This window comes from Sulfidibacter corallicola (genome assembly GCF_017498545.1).
GTDB lineage: Bacteria > Acidobacteriota > Holophagae > Acanthopleuribacterales > Acanthopleuribacteraceae > Sulfidibacter > Sulfidibacter corallicola.
This window is the reverse complement of sequence record NZ_CP071793.1, coordinates 8,868,480-8,890,989: the sequence shown is the minus strand read 5'-3', so window position 1 is coordinate 8,890,989 and position 22,510 is coordinate 8,868,480. Positions and strand designations below refer to the sequence as shown.

General features: G+C 59.2%; 12 protein-coding genes. 10 read left to right on the top strand and 2 right to left on the bottom strand.

Features of this window, described 5'->3' with window-relative positions:
- Positions 1-243 precede the first annotated feature (243 nt).
- From J3U87_RS27015 to dnaE, 5 genes are all read left to right on the top strand, one after another.
- On the top strand, positions 244-1,449 hold the full coding sequence (locus tag J3U87_RS27015) for a M20 metallopeptidase family protein (RefSeq protein ID WP_237378901.1): 1,206 nt from the start codon (positions 244-246) through the stop codon (positions 1,447-1,449).
- Positions 1,446-2,396, top strand: a complete 951-nt coding sequence (locus J3U87_RS27010) for a GHMP family kinase ATP-binding protein (RefSeq protein ID WP_237378900.1) — start codon at positions 1,446-1,448, stop codon at positions 2,394-2,396. Before J3U87_RS27015 ends, J3U87_RS27010 begins: the two co-directional genes overlap by 4 nt.
- Positions 2,393-3,868 carry a replication-associated recombination protein A gene (locus J3U87_RS27005; RefSeq protein WP_237378899.1) on the top strand — a complete coding sequence of 492 codons (1,476 nt, stop codon included), beginning with the start codon at positions 2,393-2,395 and terminating at the stop codon, positions 3,866-3,868. Before J3U87_RS27010 ends, J3U87_RS27005 begins: the two co-directional genes overlap by 4 nt.
- A gap of 627 nt (positions 3,869-4,495) precedes the next feature.
- A complete protein-coding gene (era, locus tag J3U87_RS27000; protein WP_237378898.1) occupies positions 4,496-5,383 on the top strand; it encodes a GTPase Era in 888 nt (295 codons plus the stop codon).
- Positions 5,384-5,662: 279 nt separating this feature from the next.
- Complete coding sequence (gene dnaE / locus J3U87_RS26995) at positions 5,663-9,127, top strand: DNA polymerase III subunit alpha (protein ID WP_237378897.1); 3,465 nt, start codon at positions 5,663-5,665, stop codon at positions 9,125-9,127.
- A 138-nt stretch (positions 9,128-9,265) separates the two neighbouring features.
- On the opposite strand, the gene J3U87_RS26990 is transcribed toward dnaE, so the two are convergent.
- Positions 9,266-9,670, bottom strand: coding sequence for a hypothetical protein (locus J3U87_RS26990; RefSeq protein WP_237378896.1), 405 nt, complete (start codon positions 9,668-9,670; stop codon positions 9,266-9,268).
- A gap of 937 nt (positions 9,671-10,607) precedes the next feature.
- Between J3U87_RS26990 and miaB the strand changes: the two genes are divergently transcribed.
- From miaB to J3U87_RS26965, 5 genes are all read left to right on the top strand, one after another.
- On the top strand, positions 10,608-11,990 hold the full coding sequence (miaB, locus tag J3U87_RS26985) for a tRNA (N6-isopentenyl adenosine(37)-C2)-methylthiotransferase MiaB (RefSeq protein ID WP_237378895.1): 1,383 nt from the start codon (positions 10,608-10,610) through the stop codon (positions 11,988-11,990).
- Positions 11,991-12,329: 339 nt separating this feature from the next.
- Positions 12,330-13,088: a ParA family protein gene (locus J3U87_RS26980; protein ID WP_237378894.1), complete on the top strand. Its 759-nt coding sequence runs from the start codon at positions 12,330-12,332 to the stop codon at positions 13,086-13,088.
- Entirely contained in the window at positions 13,078-13,905 is an 828-nt protein-coding gene (locus tag J3U87_RS26975; RefSeq protein ID WP_237378893.1) for a ParB/RepB/Spo0J family partition protein, read from the top strand. The genes J3U87_RS26980 and J3U87_RS26975 overlap by 11 nt, the downstream gene beginning before the upstream one ends.
- Before the next feature lie 1,304 nt (positions 13,906-15,209).
- Positions 15,210-15,911 carry a DUF4336 domain-containing protein gene (locus tag J3U87_RS26970; RefSeq protein ID WP_237378892.1) on the top strand — a complete coding sequence of 234 codons (702 nt, stop codon included), beginning with the start codon at positions 15,210-15,212 and terminating at the stop codon, positions 15,909-15,911.
- Positions 15,912-17,706: 1,795 nt separating this feature from the next.
- Positions 17,707-19,671: a M3 family metallopeptidase gene (locus J3U87_RS26965; RefSeq protein WP_237378891.1), complete on the top strand. Its 1,965-nt coding sequence runs from the start codon at positions 17,707-17,709 to the stop codon at positions 19,669-19,671.
- 453 nt (positions 19,672-20,124) lie between these two features.
- Here the strand turns inward: J3U87_RS26965 and J3U87_RS26960 are convergent, their stop codons facing one another.
- Complete coding sequence (locus J3U87_RS26960; RefSeq protein WP_237378890.1) at positions 20,125-22,194, bottom strand: S9 family peptidase; 2,070 nt, start codon at positions 22,192-22,194, stop codon at positions 20,125-20,127.
- Positions 22,195-22,510: the final 316 nt, after the last annotated feature.

Below are 22,510 nucleotides of genomic sequence, written 5' to 3'. Positions count from 1 at the left end.
GATTAGTTACCCACTTGAAACCCGGTGGCCGGCGACTCTGTGGTGAACTTTTTCAGTTTGAAGCGCGCCCGATCCGAACCGAAAACCACGCCGAATCATGCGCGACACCGTAAGATTGCCGCGGCGCGATAACCTCTCGCAATGAAGCGAGAATCGTGTTAGATTGCCAACCGGCAATACGTCCGAAAACGGTATCTACCATGCGCCACGAAGCGTCGGAGTTATCCATTGTTGATTGGGTTAATGTGTTGGTTTGTAGTCCTGGGCGCCGACCTGACCATCGATCGGTCAGTCCAGGAGGAAATGTTGGCCGTGAGACGGCACCTCCACCGCCACCCGGAACTCAGTAATCGCGAGTTCGAGACGCAAGCGTATTTGAAAGAAAAGATCGCTGCCGCCGGCTTCGATCGGATCACGGTCCACGCGAAAACCGGATTGAGGGTCGTGTACGACACAGGGAAACCGGGGCGGACGCTGGCCTTCCGCGCGGATATCGACGCCCTGCCCGTGACCGAGCAGACCGGTTTGCCCTTTTCCTCGCAGAACGAAGGCGTGATGCACGCCTGCGGTCACGACATGCACACCGCCATCCTGTTCGGCGCCATGCTGTCCATCAAAAACGATCCGGACCTCACCGGTACCTTCGTCTTTCTGTTTCAGCCCGCCGAAGAGGGCCCGCCACCGGGCGAGGAGGGAGGCGCCTCGCTGATGATCGCCGACGGCGCACTCAGCGACCCCGTCCCCGACGTTATCTTCGGATTGCACACCATGGGCAATCTCCCCGTGGGCCATGTCGGCTATCGTTCGGGCGGCATCATGGCTCGCGCCGATCGGTTCTTCCTCACCGTGCGCGGCAAGCAGGCCCATGGCTCCACCCCTGAAGCGGGTATCGATCCCATCTACATCGCCTCGGCGATCGTGACCCAGGCCCAGAGCATCGTCAGTCGCCGTACCGACTCGCGCGATCCCGTCGTGGTCTCGTTCGGTGAATTCCTCGCCGGCCAGCGCTTCAACATCATTCCCGACGAGGCACGCCTGAGTGGCACCATTCGCACACTCGACGTGGAGACGGGAGATCGCATTCCCCAGCTTCTGGATCAAATCATCGCCGGCATCACCGAAGCACACGGCGCCGAGTACAAGTTCGAAAACGAGACCATGTGCCCCTCGACGCAGAATCACCCAAAGTGGACCCGACACGCGGTTGCCGCGCTTCAAGATTCGGGGTTCCAGACCACACCGGTCCAGCCGGTTCTCGCCGCCGAAGACTTCGCCTACTACGCCGAGAAAATCCCCGGCGTCTACTTCTTTTTGGGCGTGTGCGACCAGGATGAATGCGCCAACATTCACTCGCCGCATTACAAACCCTCCGAAGCGGCGCTCGAAGTAGGGGCCCGCATGTTTTACACCTACGCCAAATCCTTTTGTTCCGGAGCTTTGGATCTATGAAGTTCAGCGCACCTGCGCGCATCGATCTCGCCGGGGGAACGCTGGATGTTCCCCCTTTGTGTTTTTTGGTCGAACACGCCAAGACCTTGAACCTCGCCATCGATTTACGCGTGACCATCGAAGCCACGCGTGAATGGGAAGGGGTCGCCCTCGACGAAGGCAAACCGCAACCTTTTGCCAGCATGCCGCTGTACGAGAAGGCCTTTGCCTATTTCGGGGCGCCGGAGGCTCTCGGCCTCCGCGTGACCAGCGATATTCCCAGGGCCTCCGGCTTGGGGGGCAGTTCGAGCCTGCTCGTGGCGCTGGTCAACCTCGTCCAAAGTCTTGAAAACGACCATTCGTTCGATAAACATAAAGTCTTGAAGTGGGTGACTGTTCTAGAACACCGCCTGCTGGGTAAGCCTGCCGGGACCCAGGACGCCATCGGCGCCATTCACGGCGGTTTGAGTTCGATCAGTTATGAATTGGGGATGCCTACCCGTCAGGCGCTCCCCGTGCCCGCATTCCTCACGGAACGCCCTTTGATCCTGGCCTATTCGCCGATTCAGCATCACTCGGGGATCAACAATTGGGCGGTGGTCAAGGCGGCCTGCGAAGGCGAGGCGCGAACGCTGCGCACCCTGCACGCATTGGCCGACAATGCGCACGATCTGGAATCGGTTCTCCTGTCGGGCGACGCTCGCGATTTCTTTGCCTGCATGCAGCGCGAAGCCGCGCTCCGCCAGGAGCTGTGCCCACAGATCCTGACCGAGGATATGGCCGCATTCGCGACACGCTTCAAAGATGCGCTCGCCTGCAAGGCTTGTGGCGCCGGGGGCGGTGGTTGCATGCTGGCCTACGGTCCCGATTACGATCTCGACGAAATAAAAAGCACCGCTTTGGAAAACAACCTCCAAGTCTTCGAAGTAAAGCCGGATATGCGAGGTTGTGAGCGAGTCGATCCGTGAGCCTGTTTGGCGAATCCACGCCGCCCGCGCCGTTAGCGGAGCGCCTGCGCCCCAAATCTCTGGATCAGGTCCTGGGTCAGTCGCGTGCGGTTTCCATGCTCGAAGCCTTTCTGGCACGGGGAACCATGCCCCACATCGTGTTTTGGGGGCCACCCGGCACCGGCAAGACCACCATGAGCCGGCTTCTGGCTTCGCTGTTGGATTGGGAGGGGCGTTCGATCAACGCTTCCTCGGCATCGGTCAAGGATATTCGCGAGTTGGCGGCCGAGGCGCGCAACGGCTGGCAACAATACGAGCGCCGAACCCTGGTTTTTATCGATGAAATTCATCGCCTGAACAAGGGTCAGCAGGACGTACTGTTGCCTATCCTGGAAGCCGGCACCTTCGTGCTGGCCGGGTCCACCACCGAAAACCCCTACTTCAGCCTGAATCAGGCGTTGCGGTCCCGCGTGCAGCTCATTCAACTCGAGCCCCTAGGTCCGGACACGATTCTCGAAGGCATGCAGGGCGCCGTAGCGGCCCTTGGCCTGGAAGCCGACCCCGAAGCCCTCCAGTGGGTTGCGACGCGGACCGGGGGCGATTTACGGCTGGCTTTCACCGTTTTGGAGAGCGCGTCGATGATCGCTCGGGCCACCGACGAGATCATCACGCTCGATCATGTCACCCTGTGCCTCAGGCAAACCCAGGTATCCGGCGATCGCAAAGGTGACAATCACTACGATCTGGCGAGTGCGTTTCAAAAATCCCTGCGAGGATCGGATGCCAACGCGGCGATCTATTACCTGGTCCGTTTTCTGGAAAGCGGCGAAGATCCTTTGTTTGTCGCCCGTCGCCTGTTGGTGACCGCAGCCGAGGATGTGGGCAACGCGGACCCCCAGGCCTTGGTGGTTGCCGGTCACGCCTTTCGTGCGGTACAGGTCCTGGGCCTGCCCGAAGGGCGTATTCCGCTGGCTCAGGCCGCGTTGTACGTGGCTCGGGCGCCCAAGTCCAACGAAGCGGTGGAAGCTTTGGGCAAAGCGGCAACCCTGATTCGCAACCGAAGACTGGATCCCATACCGCCTCATTTGCGCGACAGCCACTACAAGGGAGCCAAAGATTTAGGTCATGGTGTGGGTTATGTTTATTCACATAAACACCCTGAGAAAAGTCAGATTTTTCTTCCTGAAGAGATTGCGCATGAACAATTTGTCAGACCCGGGAAGCGCGCCCAGGGCAGGGAAGAGGTACCGGCGGAATTGCTCGAACGCCTGCTCGAGACTTTGCGGGCCAAACAGGCGGAAGCGGACCATTTCGAAATCGAGGCTCAGGTGTTGGCCGAGGCGCTGGATGTCCCGGAACCGGTCATTCGTGCCGGCCTGAACCTCCTGGTTCAAAAAGGTCAACTGACGTTCAAGCGCGTGTTTCGTCTCGCGGAGGCGGAAACCCCTGCGGCAAAAGAGCAAGAAACCGAAGACAAGCCGGCCGAAGAGTGATTCGGTAACGCATTCTGAATGCAATGGTTCGGAGGCTCGTGCGTCGTGCTTCCGATTTTTCGATTTATTTCGAGCATCCAGCCCTGAGCCCTGGAAGGGCGGCTCCGCGAGGGCTTTTCGCACTAACGCAAACTTTGCGATGGACTCCGCGGAGGTGACGGAAACTCCGCATTGGGCCGTCCGAACTTGACGCAAACTCCGCGACGGCTCGCATCGTTCCGCCCCGTTGGGGCTGGGGTTCGGGAACCCCCAACAACCAGGGTTACGGTGCCTCTACGGCACCTCACCCTTCGCTGTACTGTGTCGTCCCTTCAGGACGCCCGCTGGTGGCGTGCCTACGGCACGCGTTTTTATGTATGGTGGTCCAAACATACGGCCGGCCATCCCTTCAGGATTGGCCGCGTACGGTGAACAATCGAGCATTCGGTTGACCGCGATGGTACCCATCCCAGCATACACGGGTTGGTTGATGCGCCGATACCGTCGATCGTGTATGATGCGGAAGCCGATGGCGTTGCCTCATCGGTTTTCGACCCTACACCGCGCATCGTCATCTCGGGCGCGGCCGGATGGGTTCGCTCCGGAAGCCTCGCATGGCTTTTCGGTGCCTTTCTCAGGGAGGATTCTTTGACCAAACGATGCGGTTACATCGCGCTTGCCGGCCGCCCGAACGCCGGCAAATCCACTTTTCTCAATGCTGTGTTGGGCGAAAAAGTCAGCATTGTGTCCGACAAACCCCAAACCACGCGGAACCGCATCCTTGGCGTCTACCACGGCGACGATCTCCAAATCGGGTTTTTCGATCTGCCAGGCATCCACAAACCGAATCACGCCATGAACCGCGTGATGATGCGCCTGGTCAACCAAGGCGTCGGCGACGCCGACCTGATCCTCCATTTCATCGATGTTTCGGTACCTCTTGGTTCAGGCGATCGCTTCGTCCACGAGATGCTGGGCAAACTCGATATCCCGATCATCGTGGTCGCCAACAAAATGGACCTGGTCAACAAGTCGAAAGTCTTGCCGACCCTGGACACGATCCACAAGGAATTCCAACCGAAAGAATTGATTCCGATTTCGGCCAAGACCGGTGACAACCGCGATCATTTGATGTCGATCATCGCCTCCTATCTACCGGAGGGCGAATTCCTGTTCCAGGACGACATGCTGACCGATCAACCCATTCGGTTCATGGCGCAGGAACTGATTCGGGAAAAGATCCTGCACTACACACGCGAAGAACTTCCGCACGCCGCGGCCGTCGCCATCGAATCTTTTCAATACGACGAAGCGCGTGAGACGTACGAAATCGGCGCGGTCATCTACATCGAAAAAGCCAGCCAGCGGCGCATCGTCCTGGGCCAACAGGGCTCCATGATCAGCAAAATCCGCCGGGGCGCACAACGTTCCCTGCACGAACTCTTGAAAAAACCGGTGGAGTTGGACCTGTTCGTCAAGGTCAGCGAGAACTGGCGGAACAACGACCGCTTTTTGGGTGAAATCAACCTAAAATAGTCCATATTCTTGAAATAAAAGGGTTATATAAACCGCTCCGAGCCCGATCGCACGGCGATCGGATGGTCTCCGCAGGGGCGCCCGAAACGTTTGGCGCGAGCCCATGCGGCGGGCTATAGTACATCAACATCAAGAGCCACAGGTTCGACAGGGAAGGGTCTCGGAGCCGCGAGACCAACGAATGACGCGCTCTGCCACCCCTGGCCGCAATGGCTCGACGTCGGATTCTCCCGACATTTGCAATTTTACGTAATCAATTGATTATAAAGAGGTTGTTTGATGAGTTCTTTTGTTCACCTGCACGTTCACACCGAATATTCGTTGTTGAACGCCTCCTGCCGAATCCCGCAGTTGGTTGCCAAGGCCAAGGAGCTGGGCATGACCGCCCTGGCCAACACGGACTACGGCAACATGTTCGGCGCCATCCGCCACTACAACGAGTGTCGGAAGGCGGGGATCAAGGCGATCCTCGGCTGTCAGGTGAACCTCACGGAATCCTCGCGGCACGAAAAGATCAAACGCTCGAAAGCGGATCGCGGCGGGATGCGCGAGAGCTTCCACCTGATCCTGCTCGCCAAGAACCAGACGGGCTACCAGAACCTCTGCAAGCTGGTGTCGACCAGTTACACGGAAGGTTTTTACTACAAGCCGCGCGTGGATTGGGAACTCTTGGAAAAGTACCACGAGGGCTTGATCTGCCTTTCGGGCGACCTGGGTGCCTACATCCCCCAGCACCTGAAAGCCAACCGCTACGACGAGGCCTTCGCCTACGCCAAGCGCCTGCGCGATCTGTTCGGGCCGGAGCATTTCTTCATCGAGCTGGAAAATCATTTTCAGGACGAGGAAATCCAGATGATTCCGGTCCTGGCCGGGATGGCGGAAAAGCTGGGCGTGGGATGTGTCGCGGCCAACGACGTGCACTATCTGGAACAACCCGATGCCGAGGTGCACGACGTTCTGTTGTGTATTCAGTCCAACGCGTTCCGCGACGACGACAGCCGGTGGCGCTTCCCCAACAACGAATACTATTTCAAGACCCCGGAGCAGATGTACGAGATCTTCAAGGGGTACGAAAAAGCGGTCGAGAACACGGTCAAAATCGCCGACATGATCGAGTTCAAGTTGATGGAGGAATACCAGCTCCCGCTTTTCGACATTCCCGAAAACCACACGCTGGAAACCTACCTGGAGCACGTCAGCCTGGAAGGCTTCGAGAACCGCCGCCGCACCGTGCTGGAACCAATGAAGGACAAGGGCGTGCTGCGCAAGGAGTGGCCGGAATACTACGAGCGCATCAAGGAAGAAATCCAGGTCATCAACGACATGGGATTTCCCGGCTACTTCTTGATCGTCTGGGACTTCATCCGCAAAGGCAAGGAAATGGGCGTGCCGGTGGGTCCGGGCCGCGGTTCGGCGGCCGGCTCCCTGGTCGCCTACTCGCTGGAAATCACCGATATCGACCCCTTGCAGTACGATCTCCTGTTCGAACGCTTCCTCAACAAAGAGCGGGTCACCATGCCGGATGTCGATATCGACTTCTGCCAGGACCGGCGTGGCGAAGTCATCGACTACGTGACGGAGAAGTACGGGCGTGAAAACGTCTGTCAGATCGTCACTTACGGTACCATGAAGGCCCGCATGGCCATCAAGGACGTGGGGCGTACGCTGCGGTTCTCGCCGCAGGAAACGAACCGAATCGCCAAGCTGGTACCGGAAGACCTGGGCATCACCCTACCCAAGGCGTTGGACCAAAGCCCGGAATTTCACGAGGAATACGAGAAGGACGACCGGATCCGGGAACTGATCGACCTGAGTATCAAGGTGGAGGGCCTCAGCCGCAACACGGGGGTGCACGCGGCCGGGGTCATCATCGCCCCTGGCGACGTGACCAACTGGGGCCCGATCTACAAGGATCCGAAGAAGGGCACCATCAGCCTTCAGTACGCCAAGGACGAGGCCGAGCAGATCGGCCTGCTGAAGATGGACTTCCTGGGCCTGAAGACCCTGACGGTGATTTCCACCGCGCTGGCCAACATCAAGGAGACCACCGGTGAAGAGGTGGACCTGAACACGATCACCAGCTTCGACGATCCCAAAACCTACGAGCTGTTTTGCAAAGGCGAAACGGACGGGGTGTTCCAGTTTGAATCCGACGGAATGAAAAACCTGCTGATCCGCCTGGGACCCAAACGCTTCGAGGATTTCATCGCCCTCAACGCGCTCTACCGGCCAGGTCCGCTGGGATCGGGCATGGTCGACACCTTCATCGAGGGTGCCCACGGAGCCGAAGCCCATTACGAGCTCCCCGTCCTGGAAGACATCCTCGAAGAGACCTACGGCGTTATCCTGTACCAGGAGCAGGTCATGCGGGTCGCCCAGGTCGTGGGCGGCTTCACCCTGGGCGGCGCGGACCTGTTGCGCCGCGCCATGGGTAAGAAGAAGGCCGAGGTCATGGCCCAAAAGAAGTTGGAGTTCCTGGAGGGCGCCAGTAAAAAGGGGTACCCGGAGGACGTGTGCGGTGGCCTGTTCGACAAGATGGCCGAGTTCGCCAAGTACGGCTTCAACAAATCGCACTCGGCGGCCTACGCCCTGGTGGCCTATCAAACGGCCTTCCTGAAAGCCAACTATCCGGTCCAGTTCATGGCCGCCTTGCTGACGCTCGATAAAGACAACACGGACAAGGTAGTCAACTACGTGGAAAAGTTGCGGCAGATGGGCATCAAAATGCTGCCGCCGGACATTCGTCGCTCGCGCGACAAGTTCAGTTGCGAGGGAAACAACATCCGCTTTGCGTTGAGTGCGATCAAGGGCCTGGGCGACAACGCGCTCGAGTCGATCATGGAGGTCAAGCGGGAGGAGAGCATCGACTCGCTGGTGGACTTCTTCGAAAAAGTGGACCTGCGCAAGGTCAACAAAAAGGTGATCGAAGTTTTGGTGAAATCCGGCGCGTTCGACTTCATGGAGCTGCCGCGGCGGGCCATGTTCGACGCCATCGAGGATTTGCACGGCTGGGGCCAACAGATCCAGAAGGAAGCCAAGGGCGGCCAGGACAACTTGTTCGGTGAAGACGTAGGGGAGCGGTGTTACGTCAAATTCGGCGAGCACGAGTGGCCGGACAAGGAAAAGTTGGACTTCGAGAAGGAGACCCTGGGGTTCTACCTCTCGGGCCACCCGCTGGAGGCCTACCGAAAGCTGTTCAAGAAACACGCGACCGGGTACACGCGGGACCTGGAAAAGACGGCGGCGGGCAACGAGGTCATCATCGGCGGCCTGGTGCAGTCGGTCCGCAAGATCACGACTCAAAAGGGCGACATGATGGCCTTCCTGACGCTGGAAGATTTCTATGGCGTGGCGGACGTGGTCGTGTTCCCCAAGAGCTATGAAAAGTTCAAGCACCTGCTGGCGGACGAGGCGCTGCTGGTGATCAAGGGCCGGGTGGACTTCCGCAACGACAAACCGAGCGTGCAGTTGCAGGAGGCCTGGGAGCTGACCGAGTGGGAGGCCAAACGGGTACGATCCTGCGTGTTCCAATTCGACGCCAGCGAGGTGGACGCGGGCCTGTTGTCGCGACTGCACCAGGAGCTGAAGGGCAGTCCTGGCGAGTGCCAGGTCTATTTCGAAGTGCAGGTGGACGGCAAGTACAAGACCGTGATCAAACCCCAGTCGTTGAACGTGGAGCCGGGCAGTGCCCTGTCGCGGTTCACCCAGGAAAACGGAAAAATAAAGATGCTGTTGCGCTACTGACGCCAATGTCGGCATGCCGACATTGGCGTCGGAAGCCGTCCCTCGAAGCCGAACCGTCAGAAGTCCCCGCATCCAAAGAGCGACGAACTGCCGGTAGGTTGGGCCGCTGGCCCGACATCCCAGTCCGAAGCCCAACTGTCAGAAGTCCCCGCATCCAAAGAGCGACGAACTGCCGGTAGGTTGGGCCGCCGGCCCGACATCCCAGTCCGAAGCCGAGCCGTCAGAAGTCCCCGCATCCAAAGAGCGACGAACGGCCTGTAGGTTCACCAGCTTGGTGAACCAATCGAAGCCACTCACTTCAAACGAAGCGACCTGATCGAGAGCGAAGCCCTCAATTCCCAAAACCGGATTGCGGATCTGTTGGGATAGAGCCGTCGTGATGCCGGCGGGAAACCCAATGTCGGCATGCCGACATCGGGCAGGCGGTTTAGGCCACCCGCGTCTCTGTCCGTGTTGACTCTTGATGGGATGTGTTCCATTGGCGGCCATCCACGAGGGATTGCCACCAACGGAGAGCTTCCAAGCATTCGGGTGACCAAGCATAACGGGCATCCCGAAAGACGCATCGTTGGGATGGGTTCGACCCGGGTCGCGCTGAAGGTGCGACCGGACGTCCTGAAGGGACGGCACCATACAGCGGAGGCGGTCCGGCGGTCCGGTTAAGGAGTCGGAACGACGACGCAACCCTGGTCCTCGGTAGTTCCCGAACCCCAGCCCCAACGGGGCGGGACTACGAAGCGCCTCGCGGAGTTCCCGCCAAGTTCGGATGGCCCTCGCGGAGTTCCCGTCAGGACCGGATCTCCCAGGGTTCCCGTCATAATCGGATGACCCACGCGGGGTTCCCGTCATGTCCGAGAACCTTTCGCGGAGCCGCCCCTTCAGGGCTGGATGCGGGAACCCCAGGCAACCAGGGTTACGGTGCCTCTACGGCACCTCACCCTTCGCTGTATTGTGTGACCCTTACAGGGTCCCTGCTGGTGGCGCGCCAAGGCGCGCGTTTTAAATAAGTTGTGGTCCCGGGTGACGTCCGGTCGCACCTTCAGCGCGACCCGGAGCAGGTGCCTATCCCGAGGGACGTCCGGTCGCACCGTCAACGCGACCCGGAGCAGGTGCCCATCCCAACCATGCGGTATGCTGGGATGGGCACCATCGCGGCCAACCGAATGCATCCAAGCATTCGGTTGACCGCAACGGAGAGCATCCACGCATCCGTTCGATCACGGCCAATGACCATCCCAAACCACGTCCCAGAGTATCGCTACCAGCCCGGCAACGTCCACTCACACCTCCGGCGTGACCCGGGCAGGGGGTTGTTCATCGCGATGTCCGCGCGCACCTCCTGCACCTCCGCCGGCACCCGATCGCTCGATGTCGGCACGCCGACATCGTCGCTTGCGGGGTCGAGCCTTTCGCGATATAACTGTCAGTTGCGCCGCGCTCCGTGACCGGCCGCACGACTTCATTTCTTAGGGACAAGACCATGACCAAAAAGCACTACTTCATCGAAACCTGGGGCTGCCAGATGAACGAGCACGACACGGAGAAAATGGCCGGCATCCTCTCGGAAATGGGGTACGAGCCCACCTCTGAAGTCGACCAGGCCGATGTCTACCTGCTCAACACCTGCACCATTCGCGAGAAAGCCGAAGAAAAAGTCTTCTCTCGCCTCGGCGTATTGAAAAAGGTCAAGGAACAGCGCGACGGCGACATGCTGATCGGCGTCGCCGGCTGTGTGGCCCAACAGAACGGCGGCCATATCTTCGATCGCGCCCCCTATGTGGACCTGGTCCTGGGCACCCAGGCCCTCAAAAAACTGCCGGACATGATCGACGGCATCCACGGCCACCAGGGGCGCCAGGTGGACACCCACAAGGATCCCAAGAACCACCTGTTCCCCGCCAGCCTGCCCAAGCGCAGCTCCAGCCTGCGCGGCCGCGTCACCATCATGGAAGGCTGCGACAATTACTGCACCTACTGCATCGTGCCCTTCACCCGCGGTCGCGAGCGCAGCCGCCCCTGGCAGGACATCCGCGACGAAGTCGCCCGCTTGGCCGATTCCGGTTACAAGGAGATCGAGCTGCTGGGTCAGAACGTCAACTCCTATTTCAGCTCCGTCAATTTCGCGTACCTGCTGCGCGCGCTGAACGATATTTCGGGGATCGAGGTCATTCGCTACGTCTCGCCGCACCCCAAGGACTTCGATCGCGAAGTGATCGAGGCCATTCGCGACTGCCCCAAGGTCGCCACCAACATCCACCTGCCGGCCCAGTCCGGCAACAGCCGCATCCTCAAGCGCATGGGCCGTGAGTATACGCGCGAGCTGTACCTCGACAAAGTGGCCATGATTCGCGAGGTGCTCGACGGCGTGCCGTTCAGCCTGACCTCCGACTTCATCGTCGGCTTTCCCGGCGAGAAGGAGCACGAGTTCTGGGATACCGTGACGCTGTTGGACGAAGTGGGCTACGACCGCATCTTCTCCTTTTCCTACTCCGAACGGCCAGGAACCGGAGCGGTCAAACACGGGGACCCCGTACCGCTGAAAGAGAAGCAGTACCGGTTGAAGATTCTTCAACAGCACCAGGCCGAAGTGCAAAAAGAACTGATGGATGCCCGCGTCGGCAAGGCCGCCAACATCCTCGTCGACACCGTCAAGCCAGGGGATCGCTATCCCATCGCGGGCCGGACCCGGGACAACATTCTCGTGCACGTCGAGTCCGAAATCGGCAACCCCGAGCGCTTTTACGGGCAGCCGGTCAACGTCGACATCGTCGACACCGGCCTGCACACCCTGCGCGGCAAGTTGACGGACCACCAGGTGAAGCACCTGGCCGAACAAGTGCCGGTGGAGATCGCCACCGCCTGAATCGCCCATGTCGGCATGCCGACTTTCTCCCATTTGGAGTTACGGGTGGCAGGTTGTCGCGCGGGTGACTTGGGTGCGCCGGCTCCCCAAGGGGCAGGCTCGGGTTGCGTTCGCGGCCGAGGCCCCGTCGACCGGTGGGCGCGGTCGTGAATCGTCCAGGTTTGTCGATCTCACCCTCACAAAAAAATGACAACCCGCAACGCCTGTGAGGCATGGCTTTGCGTCTTTCACCCGCGTTCACGCCGTTTTGTTCCCTGGCATCGCCCGAAACGATGGGCTAAAATGGCTCCTGATTTCAGGAGACCCAACCCTAAAAAACCATGAATCGGTTAGGTACATATGATGATCATCTCCATTGCGAACCAGAAAGGCGGCGTCGGTAAGACCACGACTGCCATCAACTTAGCTTCTGCCATGGGTTTCGCCGGCAAGAAAGTGCTGCTCATCGATTTGGACCCGCAGGCCAACAGCAGCATGTCGTTTTTGAGTGAGCCGGCCGAACGCTCTACCTACGACTGGCTTCTCCATCCCGAGAGCGATGCCGAGGCCGCCATTCACGAGACGCAGACCGAAAACCTTTGGATCGCCCCGGCCAGCATCGGCCTGGCCCGCGTCGAACAGCAGCTCCAAGGCGAATTGGAAGCACCCTATCGACTCAAGGACGTGCTGGATTCGGTCGCCAACGATTTCGATTTCGTCTTCATCGATACACCGCCGACCCTGGGTCTGTTGACCGTCAACGCACTGGTCGCCAGCACCCATTTGGTCGTGCCGATTCAGTCGTCCTACTTCGCCATGGAGGGGACCGACGACCTGCTGGATACGGTGGAGAAAATCAAGAAACGCACGAATCCGGGACTCGAGATTTTGGGTGTGCTGGTGACCATGTACGACAAGCGTACCGTGCTGGGCCGCGATATTCTCGGCCAGATTCGCGAGGTATTCGGCGCCAAGGTGTTCCAGACGGTCATCACCCGCAACGTGCGCCTGGAAGAGTCGCCCGCCTACAAAGAGTCCATTTTCACTTTTGCGCCGCGCAGTACCGGCGCCCTTCAATACCAGAACCTAAGCGAGGAGGTGCTCAAGCGTGTCAGCTAGAAGAGGCTTGCCGACCACCAAGAAAATGCGGCACAGTGCCCACTACGTGGACAACCTGGTGACGGAACGCGATGGAGGCGTGGTGGGTCGCCACCTTCCTCTGAGCCAAATCAGCCCGAACCCGGACCAGCCCCGAAAGGACATGGGCGATCTGGAATCGTTGACGTTGTCCATCAAGGAGCAGGGCGTGCTGGAACCCTTGTTGGTGAACAAGGAAGGGCGCGAATACCGCATCATTTCCGGGGAGCGACGCTACCACGCGAGCACCGCCGCCGGGTTGGAGATGGTGCCCTGTATCATCAAGAACCTGGACGAGAACCAGATCCTCGAAATTGCGCTGGTGGAGAACCTGCAGCGCAAGGACCTCCATCCCTTCGAAGAAGCGGACGGGTTGCAGGTCCTGTTGAAGAAGTTCAATTACACCCACGATCACATCGCCCGCCGGATCGGGAAAAGCCGCTCCTCGGTCACCGAAATCCTGACGCTGGCCACCTTGGCGCCCGAAGTTCGCGAGGCCGCCATGGAGGCCGACATCACGGCCAAGACCATGTTGCTGGGCGTGGCCCGGCTCGACACGCTCGAGGAGCAGTTGGCCATGATCGAGCGGATCGCGAACGGTGCCAGTAGGGAAGAGGTACGTCGCGTCGCGAAGAAGCAGAGCAAACCCAAGCCGTTCGTGTTCAAGTACCGATCGCCTGGCAAGACCTTCAATTTTTCGCTGAAGTTCAAGAAGAGCGAGGTCGAGGCGGACGAGATGATCGAAGCGCTGGAACAGGTGCTCTCCGATTTGAAGGCCCAGGCCCGGGGAGGGGAGTGAAGCGAGGCGAGGGGAGTGAAGAGCGAATCCCGGCATGGTTTTGCGGGGGAAGGGTTCATTTTTACCACGGAGGTCGCGGAGGCCACGGAGGTCGTAAGCGCCTTGGTTCTTGGAGTTTCCGCCTCGGATCGTTGCTGGGTTTTGAGATGGGATGAGTCGGCTATGGTTTATGGCCGAACGGATGCCTGGATGCGATTCCTCCACTATCGACCAAATGCTCGGATGTTCACCGTTCGCGGCCAATCCTGGAGGGATGGCCAGCCCTCTGTTGGGATTATCACTTGATTGAAACGCGTGCCGAAGGCGCGCCACCAGCAGGGACCCTGAAAGGGTCATACATTACAGCGAAGGCGGTCCGGCGTTCCGGTGATGGACATTGTCCACGATCAACCGGATGCTTGGATGTGCACCGTTCGCGGCCAATCCTGGAGGGATGGCCAACGGAATGCCTGGACCACAACTTATTTAAAACGCGGGCCGCAGGCGCGCCACCAGCAGGGACCCTGAAAGGGTCATACATTACAGCGAAGGGTTAAGGAGCCAGAGGCGACGCAACCCTGGTTCTATGGAGTGCCTGAACCCCAGCCCTGAAGGGGCGGGACTACGAAGCGCCTCGCGAGGTTCGCGCCATGTTCGGATGGCCCTCCGTCGGGTTCCCGCCATGTTCGGATGGCCCTCCGTAGGGTCCCCGCCATGTTCGGATGGCCCTCCGTCGGGTTCCCGCCATGTTCGAGGCCATCCGCGGGGATTCCCGCCAAGTTCGGATGGCCACCCGCGGAGTTCGCGCCATATTCGAAGAACCCTTCGCGGAGCCGCCCCTCCAGGGCTGGATGCGGGAACCCCAGGTAACCAGGGTTGCGTCGGCGCTGCCTCCTTAACCCTTCGCTGTTCTGTGTCGTCCCTTCAGGACGCCTGCTGGTGGCGCGCCTGCGGCACGCGTTTTTAATAAATGGTGGTCCAAAGGGACGTCCGGTCGCACCTTCAGCGCGACCCGGGGCGGGCCCATCCCAGCCTTGCGTTGTGTCGGGATAGGCACCGTCCGCGGCCAACCAGATGCCTCGATGGGAACCATTCGCGGTCAACCGGATAGTTGGATGGTCGCTGTCCGCGGTCAACCGGATGCTTGGATGGGCACCGTCCGCGGCCAATCCTGGAAGGATAGCCGCGAACGCAGCAGCCGATCGGGATGGATATGATCCAAGCATTCGCCATCGAGGAAGTCACATGCACCTGGATGACCGTGGTGTAGGGGAGAGGCATTCGGTATACTCATCCCCGGCAATCGTGGTTACAGGGTGGGTGAGATGAGTGAGAGTCCCTATGGCTTGCTGGAACCGTTCGAAGAAGGGATCTGGACGTGCCGCCAACCGTTCCGTTTTTTTGGCTTGCAAATCGGCGCCCGCATGACCGTCATCGACCTGACGGGACAAGGCGACCTGTTCGTCCATTCACCGATAAAACTTGGGGAAAAACTGAAGCAGGACCTCGAAGCCCTAGGCTCGGTCAGGCACGTGGCGGCACCCAACTGTTGGCACCATTTGTTTGTGGGTGACTACAAGGCGCAATATCCCGACGCCCGTTTTTACTGTTCGCCAGGTCTGGACATCAAGCGACCCGATATCGAATTCGACGAGGTTCTCGAGGAAGGCAAGGCGTATCCTTGGTCGTCCGAATTGGCACACCATGTCGTGGGTGGATGTCCTACGCTGAATGAGGTCGTCTTCTTTCACGCGACCACCCGCACATTGGTCGTGACGGATATCGGGCTGCACATCTGTGAGGAGAGTCCAATCACGACACGCATGCTGTTCAGGGTGATGGGCAACTACGGTCGGTTCGGTTGGGCACCCATCGAGAAGAAAGCCCTGATCAAAGACAGGGTGCTGTTCCAGCAATCCATTTCCAAGATCTTGGAATGGGACTTCGAGAGAATCGTGCTTTCCCACGGCCGGCTCGTCCGAGAGGACGGCAGGTCGGCTTTCCAAAAAGCGTTCGGGAAACATTGAGGGCAAACGCGACAGTCGAATTCCGATTCCGAATAAAATCCCGACTGGAAGAGCGCGAGGGAGAGAATTGCCAGCGCGGCAATCAGCTCCTGGGAAGCTTCGCAACAATCGTTAACTTTACATAATATGACTTATAGGGAAAAGATGCTTCGGAAAGGATGGCTCGGCCGCTACATGTGTCGCGTTGTGATCTCGCCTATGTGGCTGCTTGTCAACCTCTTTAGGTACAAGGGGTTGGGCTTAAACTCCCGCTCAGTTGCAAAATGAGGATGTCACCGATTGAGGCATCGCGATTTTTCACTCAAAACGGGCTTGTTTCTCGCGATTGTGTCCGATTCGGCAGCCAGGGTGTCTTCTTGGGGGTTGTCGTCTTCTCGGCGGGTTTGCGGCTTCGGTGAGCAGGTTTTTCCACCACAAAGGTCACGGAGGTCGCAGAGACTGCTGTCGCATTGGTCTCGAAGCATCCGCCCTGGTCGGCTGCTGGGGTTTGAGGTTGGGTGGAGTCTCGTTACTTCGAGGATCCGTTTCACCGATGCGAAACCAGACGCCTCTCGTGAGTGGTATCTGGAGTCTTGGATGCGAGACCAGGCCCCGTTCGATGTCAAGCGACATTTAGAATTGACCCCCTGGCGACATCAGGAATGGGTCCCCCCTTCGTTTGCAGACATGATGACGATCCCTTGCCGCCCTGCTGGTCAAGGCGGCAGCAACCACGGAATTGCGGCAAAGGGGGAATGGATCCCCCCGTTGCCATTGATGCCGTCGCAAGATTGAAGCAGCGCTTCTCGTAACAGCGCATCATCGCATCATCAAACTCTGGTCGTTGAAACATATCCTGGCTCTCTTGCTGATATCGGCGGACCGAACGTAGCCTTGCTCCGATTGATCATGGTTCTCCGTCGGTCATCGTTCCTGGCTTGGTCGCCATACAACCCAATCCCTCGACGCTCATGGCTCGTCCATAACTTCGACAGACAGGAATAAATAACTTTAAAAACAAGGTTTGAATACAAATACATCATTAGATGTCAGATTTCTGATTTAAAATATCGATAATGGCTCCTAAACCTGGAAATAAGTTCCAATAAACTGATATCTAATGCTTTGCTTTATATTGTTTTGCTCGTGTTCCGGTTCAATGCGGAGTCCGATAGTGTCTGTGTGCTCGTGTCCGACACGGAGTTCGGTAGCCTCTGCACCCTCGGGCCCGACGGGGTTGAGATCGTGAATAAATGGTGACCCTGACCCAGCGGAATTCGGCAGCCTCCGCGTACTCAGGTTCGACACGAAGTACGGTAGCCTCCGGCGCCCTCGGGTCCGGCAGGGTCGAGGGCGCAAATGAAAGGTGACCGTGACCCAACGGATTTCGACAACCTCCGCACCCTCGAGTTCGATCCAGGCAAACCTCCGCGTACTCAGACCTGCCCCATCTGGGACGCCCCCTCCAAGACCCGGAGGGCATTTGACCTCCGTGACCTTCGCGGCCTCTGTGGTAAAAAAATCCCTCGTTTTCAGAATCGAACCCGCATTAGCCGCCACTCCCCTTCCTCCGGGAGTGAACTTTGGAACAACGCGAATCCTGCACCCATAGTAAGACTAATTCAGAATCAAGACAAACACTATCAAGACTTTGTTCACGGTGTTAAAACCTTGATGTTTTGAATGTCTTGCTTTTATCGGCACGCCGACATCGCCAACCTCACACCCGGATCACGAATCGACCGAGCCGACGTCCGGTTAGTGGTACAATGCGGCGACTTAACGAAACCGTCCTTTTCACCACTGCGGAGGTTGTATGAATCCCTTTTTTCGCGTTCCAAGCGAACCGATCCCCTTCGACCAAATCACGACCGATTTGATTGCCGAGGCCGCCCAGCGTGCGCGCGACGAAGCACTGCAATTGAAGGCCCGAATCCTCGAAACGGATGTCGCCGACAAAGCGCGCCTGATGCTGAAAGACGAGATGCGGTTCGTCATGGATCGCGTGCTCTCGCCGCTTTACCTGCTGAACGAAACCCATCCGGACGCCACCATTCGCTCCGCCTGTCAGCAGGCGGTTCAGGATCTGTTCACCTTTCTCAACGCGCTGGCGCTCGACGAGGAGCTGTTCCAATCACTTGACGCCTTCAATCGCGAGGTTCAAGAGGGCCGCGTTTCCCTGGACTCGCTCGAACTGCGTTACCTGGACAAGAGCATGGATTACTACCTGAAAAACGGGTTCAAGTTGAGTGCCGAGGACCGCACCACGCTCCAGGAGATCGATGACCAACTGAGTGCCCGCGAACTTCAATTCAACAAGAACATCTCGGAGTGCAACGATTCCCTGATCGCACAGGAAGCGGAACTCGACGGCCTGACCGATGATTTCAAGAGCCGCCATCGCCAACCCGACGGTACCTACAAAATCACGGTGCAAACGCCCAGTTACATGCCGGTGATGAAGTTCGCCAAATCGGAAGATCTGCGCAAGCGGCTCTACTACCTATATAACAATCGCGCCAAGGACAAAAACGGAACCCTGCTCGAAGAGATTCTCGAATTGCGCTCGAAGCGTACCCGACTGTTGGGTCACGATACCTTCGCCAAGTACCAGCTTGACAGCGTCATGGCCAAGGAACCCGGCAAGGTTTGGGATTTTTACGACGAACTGTCGCGGCGCGTGGTGGACAAGGCCCAGCGCGATTACGATGCGCTCAAGACCTACGCCGCCAAGGGTGAGGTCGCGGCCTGGGACAAACTCTTCGTCACCGAGGCCTACCGCGAGGCGGAGTTCCAGCTCAACGAAGAAGAACTGAAGGCCTACTTTCCGCTTGATCGCGCCCTCGACGGCATCTTCTCGGTGGCCCAGACCCTCTACGACATCGAGTTCCGCGAACATTCCGAGCTGCCGGTGTGGCACGACACCGTGCGGGCCTTCGAGGTGGTTCGCGACGGCAAGCGCTGCGGCCTGTTCTACCTGGACTTTTTCCCGCGGGAAAACAAGTACAGCCACGCCGCGTGCTTCGACATCCAGCCAGGCAAGCGCCTGGGTGATGGCGAATACGCGACGCCCACCGCGGCCCTCGTGTGCAACTTCACCGAGCCTTCCGAGAATCGCCCCAGCCTCTTGACCCACAATGACGTGGAAACCCTGTTCCACGAGTTCGGCCACCTGATGCACCAATTGCTGACCACTTCCCCACTGTCCACCTTCGCGGGGACCAACGTCATGCGGGACTTCGTCGAGATGCCGTCCCAGATCATGGAGCACTGGGTCTGGGAGCGCGCGTCCCTCAAGACCTTCGCCCGTCACTACCAAACCGGCGAGGTCATTCCCGATGCGTTGGTCGACAAGCTACTGGCCACCAAGCACCTCAACAGTGGGATCAACACCCAGCAGCAGTTGTTCTACGGGGTGATCGACATGACGCTGCACGATCGCTACCGGCCAGGCGAGGGGCAATCCATCAACGCCCTGGTCATGGACCTGCAGCGCGAGCACACCCTGTTCGAACCGATGCCGGACACCCACTTCGAGGCCGGGTTCGGCCACCTGGTCGGGTATGCCGCCGGCTATTACGGCTACCTGTGGAGCCGCGTCTTCGCCGACGACATGTTTTCGCGGTTCAAACAGGCCGGGCTTTTCGATACCGCCACCGGCCGCGCCCTGCGCGATCAGGTGCTGGCCAAAGGCAACACCGAGGAACCGATGGAGCTGATCCAGGCCTTCCTCGGCCGGGAACCCAACATGGACGCCTTTCTCCAGAACCTCGGGGTTTGAGATCGGTGCCACTCCCCTTTCGAAGCCGTGTCGGGGGCGTCGGGAGCGCGTCCCCGCATGGTTTTAAGGGAGGGTTTTTTTCACCACCTTCTTTGCCAATGTCCGATAAACGAATGCCGATGGGAAAACGCCGCCAAATCCGAGATCCTTTTGGACGAGGATCTGCCCCGGGTCGCGCTGGAGGTGCGAACCGCCTTCGCTGTACCCTGTCGTCCCTTCAGGACGCCTGCTGGTGTCGTCCCTGCGGCACGCGTTTTTATGTATCGCCGTCCAAATATGGGTTTGGCCATCCCTCCAGGATTGGCCGCGGACGGAGACCATCCAAGCATCCGGTGGGGCGCGAACGGAGACCATCCCAACATGACGAGTTGGGATGGGGATTGTCCGCGGTCAACCGAGCTTGGAGGGCCTGATCCATGTTGGGTTCACCGTCGATGAAAACGCGTACCAGAATCACTGGGCGGCCAGGTAACGACCCAACCAGTCGTGGACTTCCTTCCACCACAACACCCCGCCTTTCGGGGTCAGGATCCAGTGGTTCTCGCTGGGGTAGATCACCAGGCGCGAGGGCACGCCCTTGCCCTTGAGTACCTGGTACATGTTCAAACCCTGGGTGTAGGGCACGCGATAATCCTTCTCTCCGTGAATGATCAATGTCGGGGTCGAGAAATTCTTGGCGAATCGGCTCGGCGAGTAGCGATCGATGCGCTCGGGATCTTCCCAAGGGGCGGCGCCGTAGTTGCCCGGACGACTCCATGTCCAGTCCGAGGCGAACTGCGACATCAGGTCGTAGACCCCGGCGTGGTTGACGGCCGCCGCAAAGCGATCGGTATGACCCACGATCCAGGAGACCATGTAGCCGCCGTAGGAACCACCGGTGACGGCCATGCGCTTTTCGTCGATGAAGCCCTTGCCCACCAGGAAGTCGGTGCTCTTCATGATGTCGTCGAAGGGCTTGTCGCCATGGGCGCCCCAAATCGACTCGCGGAAGGCTTGCCCGAAGCCGGTCGAGCCGTGGAAGTTGACCGCACTCACCACGTAACCCTTGGCCGCGAACAGGGACAGGTTCCAGCGGTAGTGGAATGCGTCGCGGGAGGCGCTGTGGGGGCCACCGTGAATGACCTGTAACAGAGGCCACTTTTTGGTGGAATCGAAGCCGGGCGGATAGATGACGAACATTTGGGTATCATCGCCGTCGGCGCCCTTGAACGTCATCGATTCGGCGGCGCCCACATCCAAGGCAGCCATGCGTTCCGCGTTCGGATCCACCAAAATCCGCGGTTCTTTGTCCTTGGCCTTCATGGCCAGCAGGCGTGCCGGAAAACCGATCGCTTCCTGCAGAAACACCATGTCGCCCTGTTTCGAGACCGAAAGGCCGGTCGACGAATGCTTGGAAAACACCTCGGTCACCTTGCGGTTGCCGAGGTTCGCGCGAAACACCTGATTGTGCCCCTGCTTCTGGGCGACGAACAGGATGCCCTTGCCGTTCGGGGTGAAGGCCAGGCTACCGACTTCCTCTTCGAAATCCGGCAACAGGGTTTCCACGGATCCGTCGGCCAATTTCAATCGTGCCAGCTCCGAGACGTCGGGCGCCACGCTGACACGGTCGTTGCGGTCAAAGTAGAGGTGGGTTCCATCGGGCGAAAAACGCGGATGGTGATCGAAAGCCGGGTTGGACTCCGTCAGGTTGCGGATCGTGCCGTCGGCGCGGGTTCCACCGCTAGAAGGGATCAGGAACAGGTCGAAATCGAGGGTGGTGTAGGGCGGCTCGGTCTTGTTGGCGGAGAAGGCGATCTGGGTTCCGTCGGGTGAAACCGCGAACGTGGAGGAGGACGACCAGAACGGCAGCAACAGGGTTTCGCCCGGCATCAGGTCCACGACCTTGCCGCTGGCCACGTCCAGTGCGAAAAGGTGCTGGACCGCGCCCGCTTTCATGTAGTGATCCCAATACCGAACCAGGCGGGATTCGGTGATTTTGGCCTGGGTCGGATCGTCTTTGATCTCTTTGAGGCGGTCTTTCAAGGCGTCGAAATCGTCGTTGATGTCGGGCCAGGTTTGGGCCAGGAAGTAGACGGTCTTGCCGTCGGGCGACCATTGGGGTGCGGAAGGCGAGACGGGCAGGCTGGTCAGGGGTCGCGCTTCACCGCCATTCATCGGCAAGAGGTAGAGCTGGGTGCCGTCGCCGTTGCGTTTCGAACGAAACAACAGGGAGCGGCCGTCCGGATGCCAAACGGCACCGTTGTCCGAGCCGTTCTGCCAGGTCAGTTGGCGCGCGGGTTCCGAGCCGTCGAAGGGCACGAGCCACAGGTCGCTGTTGCCTTTGTTCTTTTCCATATCGAAGACCGATTGTGCGTAGACGACCCATTTTCCATCGGGCGAAAGCTTCGGCGATGCGATGCGCGCCATGGCCCACAGGTCTTCCGCCGTCATGGGGCGGCGGTCTGTGGCCACAACCAGAACCGCGGACAGGGCCACCCAAACGAAGAAGCCCAGAACGCCTCTCCCCTTTCTACTGCTGATCATGAATCCATCCTTTCTCGGGTTCACTCGAGTTCAACGTGGTTCGATCATTACCAAAATTCCGTTCGATCATAGCAGTAACCGAAGGATTCGACACTTTCAGGCTGGACCGCCAAAGCGTTCCCCGAAAACGCGAGGCGGACCGAGCACGCCGATGGCGGGTGCACACCCCAATTCCGGTGCTCCGGATCCCGTCCGCGGGTCCGGTTCTCCCCATTGCCGTTTGCCCGTAAATGTGCTGAAATCGGCCGGAATCCTTGCATCGGAGCATCGCCAATCCACCGTGCCGTCGACCTCGGGATCCACTCCCGGCTCGGCA

Coding starts and splice junctions, on each gene's coding strand:
- J3U87_RS26980 (WP_237378894.1), top strand. CDS start 12,330: ATGATGATCATCTCCATTGCGAACCAGAAAGGCGGCGTCGGTAAGACC.
- miaB (WP_237378895.1), top strand. CDS start 10,608: ATGACCAAAAAGCACTACTTCATCGAAACCTGGGGCTGCCAGATGAAC.
- J3U87_RS26990 (WP_237378896.1), bottom strand. CDS start 9,670: ATGCTTGGTCACCCGAATGCTTGGAAGCTCTCCGTTGGTGGCAATCCC.
- J3U87_RS26965 (WP_237378891.1), top strand. CDS start 17,707: ATGAATCCCTTTTTTCGCGTTCCAAGCGAACCGATCCCCTTCGACCAA.
- J3U87_RS27015 (WP_237378901.1), top strand. CDS start 244: ATGTGTTGGTTTGTAGTCCTGGGCGCCGACCTGACCATCGATCGGTCA.
- J3U87_RS27010 (WP_237378900.1), top strand. CDS start 1,446: ATGAAGTTCAGCGCACCTGCGCGCATCGATCTCGCCGGGGGAACGCTG.
- J3U87_RS26960 (WP_237378890.1), bottom strand. CDS start 22,194: ATGATCAGCAGTAGAAAGGGGAGAGGCGTTCTGGGCTTCTTCGTTTGG.
- dnaE (WP_237378897.1), top strand. CDS start 5,663: ATGAGTTCTTTTGTTCACCTGCACGTTCACACCGAATATTCGTTGTTG.
- J3U87_RS26970 (WP_237378892.1), top strand. CDS start 15,210: ATGAGTGAGAGTCCCTATGGCTTGCTGGAACCGTTCGAAGAAGGGATC.